The 18,142-nt window shown below is 69.8% G+C and carries 15 protein-coding genes and 4 tRNA genes; 6 read left to right on the forward strand and 13 right to left on the reverse strand.

Annotated elements, in window-relative coordinates:
• Positions 1 to 46: 46 nt before the first annotated feature.
• Complete coding sequence (locus LAJ19_RS08315; protein WP_225523234.1) at positions 47 to 853, forward strand: glutaminyl-peptide cyclotransferase; 807 nt, start codon at positions 47 to 49, stop codon at positions 851 to 853.
• 9 nt (positions 854 to 862) lie between these two features.
• Here the strand turns inward: LAJ19_RS08315 and tmk are convergent, their stop codons facing one another.
• The 6 genes from tmk to LAJ19_RS08345 all read right to left on the reverse strand — a co-directional run bounded on the left by tmk (position 863) and on the right by LAJ19_RS08345 (position 3,805).
• Entirely contained in the window at positions 863 to 1,483 is a 621-nt protein-coding gene (gene tmk / locus LAJ19_RS08320) for a dTMP kinase (RefSeq protein ID WP_225475306.1), read from the reverse strand.
• A complete protein-coding gene (locus tag LAJ19_RS08325) occupies positions 1,480 to 2,271 on the reverse strand; it encodes a Nif3-like dinuclear metal center hexameric protein (protein WP_225475307.1) in 792 nt (263 codons plus the stop codon). Before LAJ19_RS08325 ends, tmk begins: the two co-directional genes overlap by 4 nt.
• A gap of 102 nt (positions 2,272 to 2,373) precedes the next feature.
• Positions 2,374 to 2,450, reverse strand: a tRNA-Met gene (locus tag LAJ19_RS08330).
• A 36-nt stretch (positions 2,451 to 2,486) separates the two neighbouring features.
• Positions 2,487 to 2,562 (reverse strand) — tRNA-Ala (locus LAJ19_RS08335).
• 75 nt (positions 2,563 to 2,637) lie between these two features.
• A complete protein-coding gene (locus tag LAJ19_RS08340) occupies positions 2,638 to 3,309 on the reverse strand; it encodes a TrmB family transcriptional regulator (protein WP_225475308.1) in 672 nt (223 codons plus the stop codon).
• A gap of 115 nt (positions 3,310 to 3,424) precedes the next feature.
• Complete coding sequence (locus LAJ19_RS08345; protein WP_225475309.1) at positions 3,425 to 3,805, reverse strand: response regulator; 381 nt, start codon at positions 3,803 to 3,805, stop codon at positions 3,425 to 3,427.
• A 306-nt stretch (positions 3,806 to 4,111) separates the two neighbouring features.
• Here LAJ19_RS08345 and LAJ19_RS08350 point away from each other — a divergent pair, with 306 nt between their 5' ends.
• Positions 4,112 to 4,591 (forward strand): peroxiredoxin, encoded by a 480-nt coding sequence (locus tag LAJ19_RS08350; RefSeq protein WP_225475310.1) that lies wholly within the window; start codon positions 4,112 to 4,114, stop codon positions 4,589 to 4,591.
• Positions 4,592 to 4,601: 10 nt separating this feature from the next.
• Here LAJ19_RS08350 and LAJ19_RS08355 read toward each other — a convergent pair whose 3' ends face one another.
• The 7 genes from LAJ19_RS08355 to LAJ19_RS08385 all read right to left on the reverse strand — a co-directional run bounded on the left by LAJ19_RS08355 (position 4,602) and on the right by LAJ19_RS08385 (position 12,970).
• Positions 4,602 to 6,242 carry a diguanylate cyclase gene (locus LAJ19_RS08355; protein ID WP_225475311.1) on the reverse strand — a complete coding sequence of 547 codons (1,641 nt, stop codon included), beginning with the start codon at positions 6,240 to 6,242 and terminating at the stop codon, positions 4,602 to 4,604.
• The gene (locus LAJ19_RS08360; protein ID WP_225475312.1) at positions 6,239 to 10,531 is read right to left on the reverse strand and encodes an HD domain-containing phosphohydrolase; all 4,293 of its coding nucleotides are present in this window, start codon (positions 10,529 to 10,531) and stop codon (positions 6,239 to 6,241) included. The genes LAJ19_RS08355 and LAJ19_RS08360 overlap by 4 nt, the downstream gene beginning before the upstream one ends.
• 173 nt (positions 10,532 to 10,704) lie before the next feature.
• Positions 10,705 to 11,529: a GGDEF domain-containing protein gene (locus tag LAJ19_RS08365; protein ID WP_225475313.1), complete on the reverse strand. Its 825-nt coding sequence runs from the start codon at positions 11,527 to 11,529 to the stop codon at positions 10,705 to 10,707.
• 5 nt (positions 11,530 to 11,534) lie between these two features.
• Positions 11,535 to 11,870: a LytS/YhcK type 5TM receptor domain-containing protein gene (locus LAJ19_RS08370; RefSeq protein WP_225475314.1), complete on the reverse strand. Its 336-nt coding sequence runs from the start codon at positions 11,868 to 11,870 to the stop codon at positions 11,535 to 11,537.
• A 314-nt stretch (positions 11,871 to 12,184) separates the two neighbouring features.
• Positions 12,185 to 12,634: a response regulator gene (locus LAJ19_RS08375; RefSeq protein WP_225475315.1), complete on the reverse strand. Its 450-nt coding sequence runs from the start codon at positions 12,632 to 12,634 to the stop codon at positions 12,185 to 12,187.
• A 180-nt stretch (positions 12,635 to 12,814) separates the two neighbouring features.
• Positions 12,815 to 12,889: transfer RNA gene (locus LAJ19_RS08380), tRNA-Val, on the reverse strand.
• Positions 12,890 to 12,894: 5 nt separating this feature from the next.
• A tRNA-Ile gene (locus LAJ19_RS08385) sits at positions 12,895 to 12,970 on the reverse strand.
• 132 nt (positions 12,971 to 13,102) lie between these two features.
• On the opposite strand from LAJ19_RS08385, the gene LAJ19_RS08390 reads away from it, so the two are divergent.
• Genes LAJ19_RS08390 through LAJ19_RS08405 form a run of 4 tightly spaced genes read left to right on the forward strand, consistent with a single transcriptional unit; the run spans position 13,103 to position 18,005 of the window.
• The gene (locus tag LAJ19_RS08390; RefSeq protein WP_225475316.1) at positions 13,103 to 14,491 is read left to right on the forward strand and encodes a glycogen synthase; all 1,389 of its coding nucleotides are present in this window, start codon (positions 13,103 to 13,105) and stop codon (positions 14,489 to 14,491) included.
• Entirely contained in the window at positions 14,488 to 15,357 is an 870-nt protein-coding gene (locus LAJ19_RS08395; RefSeq protein WP_225475317.1) for a hypothetical protein, read from the forward strand. Before LAJ19_RS08390 ends, LAJ19_RS08395 begins: the two co-directional genes overlap by 4 nt.
• Before the next feature lie 59 nt (positions 15,358 to 15,416).
• Complete coding sequence (locus tag LAJ19_RS08400) at positions 15,417 to 16,190, forward strand: RNA methyltransferase (RefSeq protein ID WP_225475318.1); 774 nt, start codon at positions 15,417 to 15,419, stop codon at positions 16,188 to 16,190.
• Between the two features lie 24 nt (positions 16,191 to 16,214).
• Entirely contained in the window at positions 16,215 to 18,005 is a 1,791-nt protein-coding gene (locus LAJ19_RS08405) for a GAF domain-containing sensor histidine kinase (protein WP_225475319.1), read from the forward strand.
• The last annotated feature ends 137 nt before the right edge of the window (positions 18,006 to 18,142 follow it).

Genomic DNA, 18,142 nt, shown 5'->3' on the forward strand with positions numbered 1-18,142 from the left:
CCACTACCATGGGAAGGTGCGTGCCCGTGCCCTGCTCCTCCTGCTGATGACTCTCCCCGCCCTGAATGCCCGGGCACAATCCCCCACGCCGGTCCTGAAAGCCACCGTCACGGCCCGCTACCCACACGACCGCAACGCCTTCACGGAAGGTTTCCAGTACCTGGGCAGCGGCGTCGTCATGGAAAGCACCGGGATCACCGGGCAGTCCGGCGTGCGCCGCGTCGACCTGAAAACCGGGAAGGTCCTCTCGCAGGTCGGGACGCCCATCGCCACGGCCTTCGGTGAGGGCGTCACCGTCCTCGACGGCGCCGCGTACCACCTCACCTGGCAGGAGGGCGTTGCCATCGCCTTTGACAGCGGCACCCTCAAGGAAACCGGCCGGTTCCGCTACACCGGCGAAGGCTGGGGCCTCACGCACGACGGCAGGCAGCTGATCATGAGCAACGGCAGCGCCACCCTGTCCTGGCGGGACCCCCGCACGTTCCGCGTGCGGCGCACCGTGCAGGTCACCGACCAGGGACAGCCTGTGAAGAATCTCAACGAACTCGAGTACGTGCAGGGCAACGTGTACGCCAACGTGTGGCTCACCGACCGCATCGCCCGGATCGACCCGCAGACCGGCAAGGTCACCGCCTGGATCGACGTGTCTGAGCTGACGCGCGAGGCCAGTGTGGCCGCCACCAAAGCCGGCCGGCCCCTCACCTTCGACGACGTGCCCAACGGCATCGCGTTCATTCCGGAGCGCGGCACCCTGCTCCTCACCGGGAAACGCTGGGCCACCGTCTTCGAGGTGAAGGTCGCGGGCCTCAAAAGTGAGGATCCGGGCGTCGCTGGCCGCGCCCCGCGCCGCTGACCCGTCGGCTCAATGCAGCTGGGCGCTCACGGTCGCCCACACCAGCTCGGCAAGCTCATCCTCACCCCGCGTGGCGTCCAGTGTCAGGAACCGCGCGGGGTCCCGCGCGGCCAGCGCCTGAAAGCCCGCCCTGACCCGCTGATGAAAGGCAAGGTCGGCGCGCTCCAGCCGGTCCGGCTGGCCGCGCCGCGCGGCGCGCTCCAGCCCCACGGCCGGGTCCAGGTCCAGCAGCACCGTCACGTCTGGGGTCAGGCCGCCGGTCACCACGCCCGTCAGGTCCTGCAGCAGCGCAGCAGGCAGGCCCCGCCCGGCACCCTGGTACGCCAGACTGGAATCCGCGTACCGGTCGCAGACCACCACCGCCCCACGCGCCAGCGCCGGCCGGATCACATTCACGACCAGCTGGGCGCGACTCGCGGAGTACAGCAGGAACTCCGGTAGCGCGTCGATGCTGAGGGCCGGGTCAAGCAGGACTTCCCGCACCCGTGTGCCCAGGGGCGTGCCTCCCGGTTCGCGCGTCACCACGTGTGGAACGCCCGCCTGGTCGAGCCGCGCGACCAGGCGCGCCAGCTGCGTGCTTTTCCCGGCGCCCTCCGGACCCTCAAAGGTCAGGAACAGCCCCGGGCTCACAGGCCGGTGGGGTGATGCAGGAACTGCCACTGCAGGCCGAACTCATCCTCCAGTCGCGCGGCCAGCGCCCGGACCCCGAACACTTCCGTTTCGTAGTGCCCGGCGTACACCACATTCACGCCGTACTCAAACGCATCATGGAAGTGCTTGTGCTCCGGCTCGCCGGTCAGCAGGGTGTCGAGCCCCAGGGCGGCCGCCTCGGCGATACTGCCCGCCCCGCCGCCACTGAGAACACCCAGGCGCCGCACGGTCGGAGACCGGCCGCCCCCATGCACGAGGCAGATTTCTCCCGTGAGCTTCTGCACGCGATCCGCGAAGTCCTGCAGGGACTGCTCGAACGGCAGCTCCCCCGCCAGACCGATCCGCGTCCCGGCCCACTCCCCGAACGGTTGAAGGTTCTGCAACGTCAGCGCTCGGGCAATCATGGCGTTGTTCCCCACCTCCGGATGCGCGTCCAGCGGAATATGGGAGACGTAGACGTTCAGGTCGGCCATCAGGGCCGCTCGCACCCGCTCCCGGTGCGGACCGGTAAGCGCGAGCGGCTGCCCCCAGAACAGACCGTGATGGGCGATCAGCAGGTCCGCGCCACTGTCCGCAGCATGCTGAAGGGTCTTCAGGCTGGTGTCGACACTGACCGCCACCCGGCGGATAAGCTCGGTCCCTTCAATCTGAAGGCCGTTGAGGCTGGGATCCCGGAACGCGGAGACGTTCAGGTACTCGCCCAGCCAGCGCACGAGAACATCACGCGGCACCTCGCCGCGCGGAGACACTGGAGAAACATCCGACATGACAGGCATTCTAGGCCGCCAGCCCACCCAGACCCCAGCAGCGGTTACGGTTGGCCCACTGCCAAAAAAGCATCACCCACGGGTGATCCGTGGGTGATCTCTTGGTGGCGATGCGCGGACTTGAACCGCGGACCTAACGATTATGAGTCGTTCGCTCTAACCAGCTGAGCTACATCGCCTTGAAAAAGCCCCGCCTGGGTGCGGGGCGTTCCTCTTGGTGGAGCTGAGGGGATTCGAACCCCTGACCTTCTGAATGCCATTCAGACGCGCTCCCAACTGCGCCACAGCCCCGGTTTGTTCTCTGGCCTCGTTTGAGGCTCAGATAGATTAACAGCGGTCTTTGAAGCTGTCAACTTGCGCGGGCGCTTAGTGAGGTGGGTTCTGCTGCGCGGCCAGTTGCACGTACCCTTCAATCAGGTGAATGATCACGGGGTTGTGGGTGTGCACGCCGTGGGCTTCCCCAACGCCGCCATCGTCGATGAAGTGGGCCACGAGCGCCGCCTCTCCGTCACGGGCCAGCAGAAAGGCCCGCTGGCCCTGCGCAGCGATGGGCGGCAGGTTCGTCAGGGGCGTGCGGTGCAGGTCCACGCCCCGCGGGCTGAGGCGCTCCAGGCGGTCGGCGAAACTGGCGTCGCCCGCCATGTACAGACTGTGGCGGGCATTCAGGGTGAGGTCTTCGCAGAGGCTGCGGATGGCCGCCTCGCCGTACAGGTGGTACACGGCTTCCGGAGCGGGGTCCGGCGCGAGGCGCGACAGGTCACGGTCGAGTGCGCCCAGGCGGTCGTCAAAGGAGCGGCGTGCGCGGGCAAGGTACTCGCGGGCGCTGAGAGGCGCGTATTCCAGGGGATTCTGACCGACCTTGGCGGCGAGGCCCCGACCTTCGAGCCGTTCGAGCGTCTCGTAGATTTTGGGCCGGGGAATGCCGGCCTGCCGGGCCACGCGGGCCGGCACGGCGCGGCCGAGGGCCAGCAGGGCGGTATAGGCACGGGCCTCGTACTCGGTCAGCCCGAGCGCTTGCAGGTGGATCACGGCGCTCATCGTGCTCAGCATACGGGATGAAGTGCCCCCCGCAGTAACAGCTGGATCGGGAAGGACGAACGGCGGAGCGGGACGTCCCGGGGTCAATCCTGGGAAGGTCGCACGCAGTGTTCGCTTAGCGCACCTTTTCCATGAAGGCGGTGACTGAATCCATGTACTCGTGCAGGTCCACGCTTTTTTGCAGGTAGGCGGTGGCGCCGAGTTCGCGCGCCAGGGTTTCGTGGGCGTCCTGATGCTGAGCGCTCATCATGATGACGGGGATGTGCTGCGTGCGGGGCGTGCCGCGCACGGCGCTCAGCACCTCAAAGCCACTCTGACCGAGCAGCTGCTGGTCGAGCAGGATCAGGTCGGGCAGAACCTGATGTTCTGAGAGGATGTGAAGGGCTTCCGGAACGGAGCCGGCTGTGATGACGTCCACGTCTGGCATGGTGAGTTCAAAGACCTCACAGGTCAGCAGCAGTTCAGCCGGATGATCATCCACAACAAGAACTGTCATATGCACGTCAGACTCACCCGGCACAGTCTGACAGGGAAAGACCGGTCTTAAGTACGGAATTTCGGAAGGTGATCCAAAGGAAACATTCAGAAACCGGAGGTGCACCTGACTGGACTTTCAGCAGCTGACAGGGCCTGCACCCTGATGGGATTGCCTGAAGGTACGCCTGGTACACGCGGCAAGCCGCAGGAACGTGTGCCCTGGCCGGTCAGCCATCCGTGTTGCGGCAGTGTTTGTCTTTCACAGGCGCTGAGGCTCCCCCCTCTGTGAAAGGCGTTCGGCGGACCGGCGCTTTACACTCCAGGTATGTCGCTGACAGTTGGAGACAAGGTCGAGGCGTTCACTGCCACCACGGATCAGGGCGCCCGGTACGACTCGGGCCAGGATTCAGGGACGTGGCGCGTGGTGTTCTTCTTCCCCCACGCCGCCGCATCGCACTGCCAGTTGCAGGCGCGGCGCTATCAGGCCCACCACCCGGAATTCGCGCAGGCCGGGGTGAAGGTTCTTGGCGTGAGCAGCAACACCCGCAAGCAGCAGCTGGTGTTCCGCGACGTGTGTCAGGTGAGTTTTCCGTTGATCACGGATGAGCAGCACCGCCTGAGCACGCAGTTCGGCGTGCTGGATGACCCTCTCCCGGAGCTGTCGTTCCGGCCGGCGCGGCGTGAGACGTTCCTGATCGGCCCGGATGATGTGATCGTCCAGCACTGGCAGAACGTGAACCCTGAAACGGATGCCAGTACGGTGCTCGAAGAGGTCAGGCGGCACCTGGGACAGTCAGGCCGCTAACGGGAGCCGCTCAGCTTTCCACGCGGGCCCGGCCGCGTTGTTTGGCGTCGTACAGCCGCTCGTCTGCCTGCCGGAGCAGGGACTGTGGGGTGTGGCCCGGCGCGAAACCCGCGACGCCGCAGCTGACACTCACGCGTGTGTCAGGAGCCAGGGCGTCCCAGTGCTGGAGGCTCAGAACGGTCAGCAGCCGCTGAGCGACGCTGCAGGCTGTAGCGGGGGGCGTGCCTGGGAGCACCATCACAAATTCCTCTCCGCCGTACCGGGCGATGAGGTCGCTGCTGCGGCACACGCCGGCCAGACTGCCCGCGACGCCACGCAGGACCTCGTCGCCCACATCATGCCCATAGGCGTCGTTGATGCTTTTGAAGTGGTCCACGTCGATCATCACCACGGACAGGGCCGCGCCGGTCGTGCTGGCCTCCGCGCACGCCTGCGCGAAGCGGAGTTCGAAGCTGCGGCGGTTCATCAGCCCGGTCAGGGGGTCTTCGTGCGCCAGCCGGTCGAGTTCAGCGGACTGCACCTGCAGCTGCTCGAGCAGCTGCGCTTTCTCCTCGTGGGCAGCGCGCAGCAGTTCGTGCGCCTTGCGGCGTTTCTCGACGTCGTAGTGCAGCATCAGGCTGCGCACGCGGTAGTCCACGTCGCGGCTGAGGACTTCGCGTTCCAGCGCGTGATACTGCCGGTAGTGGGCCAGGGCCTTAACGGCGTCGCCGGTGCTCTCCGCGATTTCTGCGAGCGTCTCGTGCACCTGGTACATGGCCTTGCGGGCGTTCAGGGCCGTGGCGTCCCGCAGGGTGCCGTCCAGGAGAGCCGCGGCGACGTCCAGCTGCCCGAGCGCCTGATACGCGCGTGCCTGCGCCAGCCGGACGTCCACGGCGCGCGCGCGGTCGCCCATCCGGCCCGTGACCTTCAGCGCCCGCGTGTATGGAGTCAGGGCGCGGCTGGGTTGGCCGCTGTCGTGGTAGGTGCGCCCCAGGTTGGCCAGCGCCTCGGCCTCGCAGTGCCCGTCCCGAATCTCACGGGCGAAGCTGATGGCGCGGCGATGCGCCTCAATGGCGCGCGGCACCTGCCCGAGTGCCTGGTAGTCCGAGCCGAGGTTGCACAGCGCGGCGGCCTTCACGTCCTGACGCCCCGAACGCTCCGCGAGGTGCAGCGACCGCTCGTGGTGGGCGAGCGCGCCGGCCGCGTCGCCAAGTTCCAGGGCCACGTTCCCCAGGTTGTTCAGGGCGCTGGCCTGCCCGGCCTCGTCACCGAGTTCCTCGCGGATGGTGAGGGTTTCCAGGTAGGATTCCATGGCGGTGGAGTAGTTGCCCAGCGCGAAGAAGATACTGCCAATGTTGTTCAGGCAGTCGGCCTCGCCAGCCGCGTTGCGCAGCAGCCGGTACTGCTGCCGGCCACGCTGCAGGTGGTCCAGGGCCAGTTCGAACTGCGCGAGCAGATGATGCGCGAGGCCCACGATCCGCAGGGCGCGGGCCTCAGCGGCCGGCAGATTGCGCTCCTGCGCCTCACTGAGCGCAGCCTGCGCCTCAGCCAGAGCGTCCTGCGGCGCGCTGCCCAGCAGGTCGTACGCGGCGTGCAGCCGGGCCTGAAGGGCGCTGTCCGGCCCGTCACCCTGCGCGGGCACAAGAGAGAACGTCATGGCGTGGCGGTTCACGCGTCACCTCCGGGTTGTGCCTCACCGGCAGTCAGGACCGCCAGGGCCACCTGTACGACCTGCGGGTCGAACTGCCGGCCCGCCTGCGCCTGGATTTCCTGCAGGGCGTCCTCGGCCGGCCAGGCGTGTTTGTACGGCCGCTCACTCGTCAGGGCGTCGAAGACGTCCACCACGCTGAAGATGCGGGCGGCCACAGGAATGGCCTCGCCGGCCAGCCGGTCGGGGTAACCGCCGCCATCCCAGCGTTCGTGGTGGTGCCGCACGACGCCCTTCGCGCCCTGCGGCAGGGTCGGGATGCGGCTCACCAGGGCGTGCCCGGTCGCCGCGTGGCTCTGCATGACCGTCCACTCCTCCGGGTCAAGGCGCCCGGGTTTGAGCAGGATGGCGTCCGGTACAGCGAGTTTCCCGATGTCATGCAGGTACGCGCCCACCCGCAGGGTTTCCAGCTGCGTGTCGTCCAGGCCCATGGCGCGCCCCACCGCCAGGGCCAGCCGCACCACGCGTTCGGTATGCCCGGCAGTCTCGAAATCCCGGAGTTCCAGGGACAGACCCAGCGCCAGCAGCGCGCCTTCACGGGTGGCTTCCACGTCCGCGATGTGCGCTTGCCGGTCCAGGGCGTGACCGATCAGTTCCGCGGCGCGCATCAACAGGGGCGCGGCGGCGTCCGGCAGCGCCGGAAGAGGCCGGAACCACAGCAGCGCTACCAGGCCGGCCCGCTCCCCTCGTTCCATCACCGGGAGTTTCACGGCCGCCTGCAGGCCGGCCTGCACCAGGGCCGGGTGTGCGCCGTCCAGGGTGGCGTAGGTGTGGGTGGCGCGGTACGGCCCGGCACCGAGCAGACGGCCGGCCGTGACGGCCGGCGCCTCCCCCAGCGGCCCGGTTTCCGGGAAGGTCCCGTCAGCCCAGGTGTCGTCCGGGTCGGCCGGGACGAACAGGGCCACGTCGGCGTTCAGGAAGGTGCGGCACGCCGTGAGGCACTGCCGGGCGACGGTGGAGGCGTCATCAGCGGCGCCAGTGAATTCAGACAGCTCGGAGAGCAGGCGCAGTTCCTCCGCCCGGCGGCGCTCCTCGGCCGCCGCATGCACCCGCTCGAACGCCGCGACACCCGCCGCGGCCAGCGCGCCCAGCAGCCGCCCGTCGAGGTCCGTGAACACTTCCGGCGCGGGCCGCATGGCAAGAATGGCGCTCATGGGCACGCCCGGCGCGGCGGGCAGAGGCGCGGCGATCAGCGCGCCGCTCAGCAGATGACCGGTGTGGCACACGCGTTCGTCCAGGTCCGTGCGGGCCACGTGAATAACCTGTCCGGTCGTCACGGCCTGCCAGGTGATGCCCTGCCCACGCGGCAGCGCCGGGCACGTCTCCTGCTGGAATGTGCCCGACCGGAACAGCAGGTGCAGGGCGTCGTCGTGCGCTTCGTACTGCGCGAACGCCACGTGCTCGGTGCGCAGCAGCGCCCGCGCTTCCTCGACCAGGACCCGCTCGATGTCCTCCGGGCGGCGCACCGAACCCAGCGCGGCATTCACCTTCGACAGAACCTCCAGTTCCCGCGTTCGCGCCTGCTCACGGGCACGCCGTTCATGCGTGGCCAGCATCGCCGCGGCCTGCCGGGCGAACTCCTCAGCGGTGCGCAGTTCCTGCGGACCGAAGGCGTCATGGGCACGCAGGTTATCCAGGTTCAGCAGCGCCACCACCCGCCCGGACACCACCACCGGGACGGCCACGGTGACCTGCAGGTGATCAAATTCACCCAGCACTTCGAAGGCCTCCAGCACGGCCGGTTGCGCGGCCGGGTCGAAGGTGCTGCGCGCCAGCTTCGCGATCAGCGCCGCGTCTCTCAGGACCCGCGCTTCCCCGGCCTCCCAGTCCCCGTGCGGCCCGTACCAGTCCTTCATGAGGGGTGCGGCGTGCGCCGCGCCCAGCAGGGCGTCCGAGTACCCGGTCTGGGCGACCATGACGAACGTGTCTCCTTCAAGCATGTACAGCGACCCGGCTTCCGCGCCCGGGAGGGCCGCGACGGCCGCGTGCAAAAACGACTGCCAGCCGTCGCGGCCCACGGTGCCGTCCGAGCGGATCAGGGCGGAGGTGGCGCGCGCCGCCTGCCACAGCATGTCGGTGCTCAGCTGGCCGAGTGTGCCGTCGCCGTTCGTGTCAGCCAAGCCGCGCGTGGCGCGCCGCGCGGTCTTCTCCCGCAGCATCCGCTGGTCCGCGAGGCGCAGCAGGTCGTTCGCGGCCTGGGCGTCAGCAGGAAAGGCGACGCTGCCCACCGACGCACGCGGCGCGCCGGCCGCCTGCCAGTGCCGGCTGTGCGAGACGCGCTCAAGCTGCGCGCGCAGCTCACTGCCTGACCAGTGCCGGCCGGTGAGCAGCACCGTGAACTCGTCACCGCCCAGCCGGAACACCTGGCCGTGCCCGGCAAACACCTCCTGCAGCGCCGACGCGAAGCACTGCAGCAGGTAATCGCCGTGCTTGCGCCCATCGCGGTCGTTAATGCCCTGCAGGTCATCAAGGTCCAGCAGCAGCAGGTACAGCGGGGCACCCTGCTCAGCGGCGTCCCGAAGCGCCTCGTCGAGCGCGTCGTCGAATGCCCGCCGGTTCGGCAGGCGGGTGAGGGCGTCCCGGGCGACCATGTCCTGCAGTTCCGCGGTGCGCTCCTGCACGCGCCGCTCAAGCGTCTCGTTCAGCGACAGCAGCGTTTCTTCCATGTGCCGCCGGGCAGTGACATTCAGGAATGACACGGCCAGACCGTCCGGTGCAGGTGCGGCGTGCACCTCGTACCACTCGCCGGTCTCGGGCGACTGCGTCTCGCAGCGCAGCGGACCGCGGCCGGCCGCGACCTGCGTGAGCTGCTGTTCCAGCTCGCTGCCCCGCAGCCAGCTGCACACGTCCCGGACTTCCCGGCCGATCAGGGTGCCCGGCGCGAACCCGAGGAGCCGCTCCGCGGTCACATTCGCGTAGGTGAACCGGCCCTGCCGGTCAAGCGCAACGAACGCGCCGGGCAGGCTCTGCAGCAGGCTGCCGGTCAGGCTGACCTGCCGTTCGAGCTGCTGCTCGAGGTGCCGGTGCTCACTCACGTCCCGGCTGACGCTCACCACGCCCAGCGTTTCCGTCCCCAGCCGGTACGGATGCTTGCTGGTCATCAGGATGCGCCCGCCGACCGTGCTTTCAAAGGTGTAAGGCTGCCCGGTCATCCGCACCCGCTCATCGGCGGTACGAACCTGCGCACTGACAAACGGGTCCAGCAGCGTTTCGTCCGTCTGGCCAAGCACGTCCGGCGCGGAACGATCAAAGAGGACGGTGGTGGCGTGGTTGATCATCTGGTAGCGGCCGCCCGCGTCCTTCAGCGTGATGGAGTCGGGAATGCTTTCCAGCACGGCACGCAGTCGCGCCTGACTTTCCTGCAGCGCCTGTTCGCGCTGCGTCTGCGCCGTGACGTTCTGCACGGTTCCCACGAACGCGGACAGCGTGCCGCAGGGCCGGTATTCCGGCTGGCCCTGGGCCCGCACCCACGCCACCTCGCCGCCGGTTGTCACCACGCGGTAGCGGTCGGCGTAAGGCTCGGCGCGCTGCACGGCGGTGGTCAGGGCCGTCATGGCCCGCTCGCGGTCCTGCGGGTGCAGCAGCGCCGCCCAGTCCGCCAGGGTGCCCGGTAGCGTGTGGGTGTCCAGGCCCAGGTCCTGCGCTTCCCCACTCAGGCGCAGGCGCCCTGTGGCGGGCGTGAACTCCCAGAACATCGTATCCGCGTTCGCGAGCATCCAGCGCTGCCGCTGCTGCTCGCGCAGCAGAGCTTGGTGCGTGTCGTGCCGCACGAGTTCATCCGTCAGCAGCTGCGCGAATTCACGCAGGGTGTCCTGTTCGTGCGCCGTGAGTGGAGCGCGGGGCTGCGCGTGAAGCAGACTCAGGCTACCCCGGATCTCTCCGCAGGGGCCGGTGAGGGCCGCGGACACGCAGGCGCCCGGCGTGGGCAGCCACGCCTGAAAGCGCGCGTCGGCCCACGTGTCGGGCACGTCAAGCAGTCCGCCGGACCCGGCCAGGAAGCCCAGCAGCTCCGGGGGCAGGGAGGCCGGTTCGGCCTGACCTGCACCGCCGGGCGCCGCTGTGAACCAGCCCGGCTCCTCGCCGGCGCGCTGCACCAGCACCGCGCTCTGGAACACCCGGGCGATCAGGCGCGTCAGGCGTTCCGGGGCGCTGTCCGGCCCGGCCGCCGTGGAGAAGAACTCCACGGGCTGGCCGAGTAGCCGCTGCTCATGGCCGCTCACGAGGGACGTCAGCCGGCCTGGCCCGGCGGGCACAGGCGTGAGAGAAGCCGGGCGCGTCTGGCACGAACAGCGCTCAGGTGGCGGGCGCGCAGATGATCGGTCATTTCACCCACTGTGCCGCAGGAGTCGTCACGGGACTCTTCCACGAGAAAGGCATTAACAGCTTTCACGCCCGCCCAGGCCCTCCGGACGCCCGCCCACGCCTCTTACCGGCCGGGGTCCGCGGGAGTGGAGGACGGTGCCGGCTGCACCGGCGGGGCGTGTGCCGCCCAGGCCGGTGCATTCAACGGGGCGGCGGCATGAATCCGGTTGCGCCCCGCTGCTTTCGCAGCGTACAGGGACTCATCGGCCGTGCGCAGCACTTCCCGCTTCGGGCCGAGGGCCGGCGCCAGCCCGCCGGACACCGTGATCTGCACACCCGGCAGGCCTGCCCGGACGCCCACGTCGCGCGCGACGCCCCGGCACACGCGGTTGGCGACCTCCAGGGCTGCGGCCGGTTCACACGGCGCGAGCAACACTGCGAATTCCTCTCCACCCATCCGGTACACGTGGTCGGTGGGGCGCACCAGTTCCTGCAGAACCTGCGCTGTGACGGCCAGCGTCTGATCCCCGGCGTCGTGGCTGTACGTGTCGTTGATCCGCTTGAAGTGATCCAGGTCGAGCAGCAGCAGGAAGGCGGGGGGGTGCAGGCCGCTCAGGTCATCGTCAAAACGGCGGCGGTTGAAAGCCCCGGTGAGCGGGTCACGGTACGCGAGTTCCTCCAGCTGCTCGACGCGCGCCAGGGCCTGCAGGCGCGTGAAGTCCGCGACCTGCCCCGCCCACAGGCCCACTGCGCTGAGCCCGGCGATGCTCAGGTAGACCGGAAGGGCGTCCAGCGGGGAGCGGCCGGCCAGCATGAACGCGAGGAACGTCGGGAGGCTCGTCAGGCCGAACAGCGCAAACGGCCCCCACCACGGCCCGGCCCGGCCACCGACCGCGAAGTGCGGCGTCCGGCGCAGCAGGCCGGTGTCCCAGGCGGCCAGCACGGACACGAGGATCAGGCTAAGCACGGCCGGCCACGCGCCGGGGCCCCCAGCGAAAGCCGGTACAGCGCGACCGGGAGGGCCACGAGCAGGCCCACGAGCGTGCCGTACCGGCGTGCGGCGAGGGCCACCATCACGGACCGGAAGTCGAACAGCAGCCCCGGCGCGATCTGTACGGTGTTCAGCAGCAGCAGAAAAGCCACGGCCACGGCCCCCGCGTACCGGATCAGCAGGCGGGCCGGTGAGTCCGACTGCGGCCGGGCGGTCAGGGTGAGGCTCAACATGAACACCCCGGCCACCAGCAGCGCCATGTTGATGAGGAGTTCGTTGAGCATCTGCGGCAGGTTCACACCCCCAGTGTTGACGGCCGCGCCTTTCGGGCGCGTCACCACACCCGCAGGTGAAGACCACCACCCTACCCGGAAGCCAATGTCCCTTCAGGCTGAACTCCGGGCCTCAGGCACGTGCAGTGCCGCAGGAGGACCCAATTCGCGGCAGCCGTTTCGCGGGGCGACAAGCGCCATTGAAGGGACGTGAGGCACGAACGGCGCCCTTCCTCCTCGCAGGGGGCGCGTTACCCAGCTGCGCGGGTCAGTACACCGTTTGAACGCCCTGATCGGCTCAGCACCCGCCCTGCCGGGCAGCGGGAAGCGGCGGGATCGCGCTACTGGCGGCGGGGGGCAGGCGCACGGTTTCGGAAGCGGGCGTGCTGCCAGAAGCGCACGAAGTCCTCGATCTGCTTCAGGAATCCTGCGAAGTCGGCCTGCTTCACCCAGTAGGAGCTGGCGACAAGTTCATAGGCGCGGTTGATGTCCTCGGGCTGGTCCGACGTGGACAGCATCACGACCGGCAGGTGCCGGAAGCCCGGGTCATCGCGGACGATCTGCAGGACCTCCAGGCCAGTCATGCCAGGCATGTTCACATCCAGGATCATGACGTCAGGCAGAGCGTCTTTGTGAGCGCGCAGCCAGGCGAGGGCGTCATGACCGCTCTGGCACATGTGCACACTGACGGCGTCAGGCATGGCGCCGAATGCCTCCTCGGCCAGCAGCCGGTCTGCCGGGTTGTCGTCCACGAGCAGGACGCACAGGCGTTGGGGGGTGCTTCCGGGCATCCCCCTATGCTCTCATGCCGCGCCCGGCCGCTGGTGCGGAGCGGGGAGCGGTGTTTCTTGTCGTGTCCTTCAGCAGTTCTCAACAAACCGGTGCGCCCTGGAGTTTTGCGCCGCAGCCTCGTTCGCAGGCCGGAACGTGACGGCACAGCAGATCACCCCCCACTGAAGTGAGGGGTGGTATGGTGGGCGGTATAGGATTTGAACCTACGACCCTTCGCGTGTGAAGCGAATGCTCTACCGCTGAGCTAACCGCCCGTGTGTGGTGGGCCCTGCCGGATTTGAACCGGCAACCAATCGGTTATGAGCCGACTGCTCTGACCGTTGAGCTAAGAGCCCGGAGGCTTGCTTTGCGCCCGTCGTTCAGGCGAGGGGAAGTGTAGCAACGGCCCCGCATCTTGTCAAACGCCCCGGGAGCGTGGAGGAGGCAGGCGAAGGGCCAGGCGGCGCAGGACGGGTAGAGTGCAGGGTATGCGTGTCGTGCATGTGGCGTCCGAGGTGTTCCCGTTCTCGCGGTCCGGTGGCCTGGGTGATGTGCTGGGCGCCCTCCCGGCGCAGCAGGCGCGTCTGGGTGCGGGTGTAAGTGTCGTTTCCCCCTGGTACGCGGACATCCGTCAGCCGGTCAGGGAGGTGTGGCGCGGTTCGCTGGATATTCCGGGCAGCGTGCCCCTGCAGAACGTGCGCGTGGGGGAGCTGTCGATGGGCGGCGTGCAGTACCTGTTCGTGGGTCTTGAAGCGTTTGACCGGCCGGGCCTGTACTTCCCGGATGACGTGTGGCGCTTCGCGCAGTTCGGGCGGGCGGTGCTGCCGGCGCTGGCGCAGCTGGGTGTGCAGCCGGACGTGCTGCACGGGCATGACTGGCAGGCAGGGCTGGTGGTGGCCTGCGCGCGCCTGGCTGGTCTGCGCGCGGTGTTCAGCGTACACAACCTGCAGTACCAGGGCCGCTGGAACCTGCTGGACGGCATGGGCTGGACGGGCCTGCCGGAGTGGGCGTTCACGCATGAGGGTCTGGAATTTCACGGGGACGTGAACCTGATGAAGGCCGGGCTGGTGTTCGCGTCGCAGGTGACGACCGTAAGCCCGACGTATGCGCTGGAGATCACCATGCCCGAGTACGGTGAGGGGCTGGAGGGGCTGATGCTGCGCCTGACGCATGAGGGGCGCCTGAGCGGCATTCTGAACGGGCTTGATCAGGAGCGCTGGGATCCGCGGGTGGATCCGGACATCGAGCCGTTCGGGGACCTGACGGGCAAGGCCGCGGCGGGCGCGGCGCTGCGCGCGGAGTTCGGTCTGGACGGCGCGCCGGTGCTGGCCGCCGTGAGCCGACTCGCGGAGCAGAAGGGCATGGACCTGCTGATTGAAGCCCTGCCGGCCCTCACGCAGGACTGGAACGTGGTGGTGCTGGGCGGCGGGGACCCGCGCCTGGAGGAGGGTCTGCGGGCGTGGGCGTCGCATGAACGGGTGGCGTTTGCGCAGGGCATGAACGAGACTCTGGCGCACCGCATCTATGCCGGGGCGGACGCGTTCGCCATGCCCAGCCGCTTTGAGCCGTGCGGGCTGTCGCAGATGATTGCGATGCGCTACGGCACCCTGCCCGTCGTGCGGGAAACCGGCGGGCTGGTGGATACGGTGCCGCACGAGGTGGGTTTCCGGTTTGCGGGTGTGACGCCCGGCGCGCTCATAGAGGCGTGCGCGCAGGCGCGCGCAGTCTTTGAGAACCGGGCAGAGTGGGCCGGGCGGGTGGAGCGCGGCATGAGCCTGGATTTCAGCTGGGAGGGACCGACCCGGGAGTACCTGGGCCTGTACGCGCGGGTGCTGGGCGGCCCGCTGCGCCCCCTGACCGGTCTGGTGGACGCTTGAGCGGCGCACTGACCGGGGAGGGAGGGCCGGTGCAGGTGGAGCGTCTGTCCGGTGAGGGCCTGACGACCGTTCTGGCCGCGCTGTACGAGGCGCCGGCCGAGGCGGTCGCGTGGATGGCGGAGGCGTGCTCGGCGGCGTGGGTGGCCTTTGAGGTGCACCCCGGGGAGGAGGGCGAGGTGCGGGAGGTGGTGCTGGGCGCGGCGGGCACGCGGCCCAGCCCGGCGCACGGCGCGGAGCTGCTGGGCGGCGTGTTTGCCACGGCGCTGCGGGGGCCGGTGGCGCTGGCGCTGGCCGACGTGGCGCGCGCAGAGGCCGGGCGCGTGTACGTGTTCGCCGAGGGGCACCTGTTTCCGCCGGAGCCACTGCTGCAGGCCGGGTGGCGGGAGGTGGGGGCGTACCGGCGGCTGGAGGGCCGCGTGCCCTACCGGCGGGTAGACCCCCCGGAAGGGGTGACGCTGCGGGCCCTGGCGGAGGTGCCGGTGCCCGCCCGGCTGGAGGCGCTGCGCACCTCCGAGGACCGGGTGGGGCATCACGCGGTCAGTGATGAGGCGGCGCTGGACGGCGCGGGCGGCTTTGACCCTGAGCTGAGCGTGGTGGCGCTGAACCCGGAAGGCCGGGGGGTGGGTGTGTGCCGCGCAGTGATTGAGGACGGCGAGGCGCGTGTGGACGCGCCGGGCGTGCATCCCCTGTGGCGGCACACGGCGCTGCGTTCCGCGCTGCTGGCGGAGGTGAGTGCCCGCCTGCGCGCGCGCGGCGTGACGCGCCTGAGCATCGATTCGTGGGGGGACACTGCGGAGGAGCTCGCGCATGACCTGGGGTGGGGGCTGCACGTGGCCGATGAGACGCCGCTGCTGGCCTCCCCCTGAGGACACGCGCCCCGGGCGGCTTACGGTCCGGGCCGGCGCGGCGCGGTAGCATCCCGGGCGTGAATCTGGCCGTTGTTCTCGTTTCCCCCAAAACCCCAGGCAATATTGGCTCGGCGGCGCGCGCGATGCTGAACATGGGCGCGCGGGACCTGCGGCTGGTGGCGCCGCGCTGCGATCACCTGGATTCCGGGGCGCTGGCCATGGCGGTGCATGCCGCGGACCTGCTGCGTGAGGCGCGGGTGTACCCGACGCTGCGTGAAGCCCTGGCCGACCGGGACCTGAGCGTGGGCACCACCGCGCGGCTGCGGGCAGACCTGCCCCCGCCCCAGCACCCGGCGTACGTGCGGCCTCTGGTGCGCGCGGCGGCCGCGCCGGCGCTGGTGTTCGGGCCGGAGGAGTCGGGGCTGATCAACAGCGACCTGGAGCAGTGTCAGGTGGCGGTGCGCGTACCCACCGGTGATTACGCAAGCCTCAACCTGGCGCAGGCGGTGCTGCTGGTGTGCTACGAGTTCCTGCAGGGGCAGGAGGAACTGCCGGAGCGGCAGCGCAAGACGGCCACGCGGGAGGAGATGGAGGCCGCGTACGGTCACCTGCACGAAACGATGGAACTGATCGGGTACACGGACGCGGTCCGGGCGCGGCACACCCTGCGGTTGTGGCGGGCCCTGCTGGACCGGGCCCTGATGAGCAGTGCGGAAAGCCGCCTGTTCCGGGGATTTCTGCGTCAGGTGAAGTGGAAGGTGGAGGACGCCGCCGCGCGCGGCACGGTCCAGCCGCGCGGTGAGGCCGCGCCGGAGGGCGGGGCGAGTGAGCCGGACGCCACGGCGCCCTGAGCCGGGCCCGCCTAGACTGAGGGCATGACGGACGCTTCCGCGCCGCGCCAGCCTGCCCCTGACGCCGTGACCTCTGGCCTCTCCCCCACCCCGGACGTGGCGCTTCCCCCCACCCTGGACGACGCGCACGGCGGGCGCGGCCCGCGCGGGTTCCGCCTGTCGGACCGGGTGCGGGTGGTGCGGAATGTGCTGCCGCCGCTGATTGTTCTGGTGGTGGGCGTGGTGGAGTTCCTGATTTCGCTGCTGCGCCGCCCGGACCAGGAGCTCTGGGCGCACCTGCTGTTCTACGGGCTGGTGGGACCGGCCGTGACGTACTTCAGCGTGGAGTGGATTGCGGAGGGCACGCGCGCCCGCGAGCGGGCCGAGCGGCAGCTGCTGGACCTGTACGGTCAGCTGCGGGTGTCGCACGCGCGGCTGGGCGCCGTGCAGGAACTCATGCGGGACCTGTCGGACGCAGCGGACATGAGCGCGGTGCTGGACATCGCCGCGCGCGGCGCGGTGCGCGTGGCGGGCGCGCAGCGGGCCACGCTGACCGTGCCCGGCGGTCTGAGCGGGGGCGCCGTGGCCGAGGAAGGTCAGACGAGCGGGCCGCTGTATCCGCTGAAGGTCATAGTCCCGGGGGGCGGGGCGCTGGCCCTGCATTTCGACGCGCCGCCGGACGCGGAGGACGAGGCGCTGGCGCAGGCCCTGGCGGCGGAGGTGGCGCGCGGCGTGGAGGCCGTGCGGCAGCGGACGCTGGACCTGATGACGCTGTACTCGGTGGATCAGAGCATCCGTGCGGAGCGCAACATGCGCCGCCTGCTCTCCCGCGTGACGCACGCCATGGCCGAGCGGGTGGGGGCGGACGCGCGCGCGGTGGTCCTGAGTGACCAGGATGGCGTGCTGCGCCTGGAGTTCGCACAGGACGCGCAGGGCGAGCGGCGCGGTGGGGTGGCGCCGGCGTTCGCGCAGCGGGTGGCGCAGGCCGAGATACCGCTGGCCGCGTCCGGCGCAGAAGCAGAGGAGGTGTTCCGGGAAGCGCAGAGCGTGCTCGGCCTGCCCATGCGGGACGACGAGGGCCTCGTGGGTGTTCTGCTGCTGGGGGACGGCCGCCCGAGCGCCTTTGATGACGCGCGGGTGTCACTGCTGGCCCTGATGGCGGGGCAGGCGACGCTGGCGGTCCGGAACGCCCGGGCGTACCTGTACTCGGAAGAGCTGGCGATCAGTGATGAGCGCGCCCGGATCGCGCGTGAAATTCATGACGGCGTGGCGCAGTCCCTGGCGTTCGCGGCGCTGAAGCTGGACGTGGTGGCGCGGCAGGTGCACACGGACCCGCCCCGGGCGGAGGCGGAGGTGCGCGCAGCGACGACGCTGCTGCGCGAGCAGATCCGGGAGGTGCGCCGCTCGATCTTCGCGCTGCGGCCCATCGACCTGGAACGGTACGGGCTGCTGGAGACCGTGCGGCGGTACGTGCTGGATTTCGGGGAGCAGAACGGGCTGCGCGTGCACCTGAACGTCAGTGGGGACGTGCACCTGTCGCCGGGCGACGAGGCGGTGGTGTTCCGGATTCTGCAGGAGAGCCTGAACAACGTCGCCAAGCACGCCCGGGCGCAGGAGGTGAAGGTCACGCTGCACGGCGCGGAGCAGGTGACGCTGCGCGTGCAGGACGACGGCGCGGGGTTCGATCCCGAGCAGCTGACCGGCCGGGTGAGCAGCGCCGGGGGGCTGGGCCTGCTGCAGATGCGCGAGCGGGTCGAGGCGCGCGGGGGGCTGTACCGGGTCCTGTCCAGCCCCGGGCACGGAACGGTGGTGGAGGCGGAACTGCCGCAGGGTTAAGGCCACGGGAGGAAGCTCGGCCTCCCCTCTCCTGAGGCCCGCCGTGCCTGCGCAGCGGCCTCCTGAAGCGCCTCCGCAGGTGGTCATGAAGGACGGGCAGGGGGAACCGCTGCCAAGGAGCAGCGCCTGCAGTCATC

It is taken from the genome of Deinococcus taeanensis (assembly GCF_020229735.1).
Classification (GTDB): domain Bacteria; phylum Deinococcota; class Deinococci; order Deinococcales; family Deinococcaceae; genus Deinococcus; species Deinococcus taeanensis.

Bases quoted from the DNA above. Each gene is read 5' to 3' on its own strand.
- LAJ19_RS08315 (WP_225523234.1), top strand. From the start codon at position 47: ATGACTCTCCCCGCCCTGAATGCCCGGGCACAATCCCCCACGCCGGTC.
- LAJ19_RS08325 (WP_225475307.1), bottom strand. From the start codon at position 2,271: ATGTCGGATGTTTCTCCAGTGTCTCCGCGCGGCGAGGTGCCGCGTGAT.
- LAJ19_RS08340 (WP_225475308.1), bottom strand. From the start codon at position 3,309: ATGAGCGCCGTGATCCACCTGCAAGCGCTCGGGCTGACCGAGTACGAG.
- LAJ19_RS08345 (WP_225475309.1), bottom strand. From the start codon at position 3,805: ATGACAGTTCTTGTTGTGGATGATCATCCGGCTGAACTGCTGCTGACC.
- LAJ19_RS08350 (WP_225475310.1), top strand. From the start codon at position 4,112: ATGTCGCTGACAGTTGGAGACAAGGTCGAGGCGTTCACTGCCACCACG.
- LAJ19_RS08375 (WP_225475315.1), bottom strand. From the start codon at position 12,634: ATGCCCGGAAGCACCCCCCAACGCCTGTGCGTCCTGCTCGTGGACGAC.
- LAJ19_RS08390 (WP_225475316.1), top strand. From the start codon at position 13,103: ATGCGTGTCGTGCATGTGGCGTCCGAGGTGTTCCCGTTCTCGCGGTCC.
- LAJ19_RS08405 (WP_225475319.1), top strand. From the start codon at position 16,215: ATGACGGACGCTTCCGCGCCGCGCCAGCCTGCCCCTGACGCCGTGACC.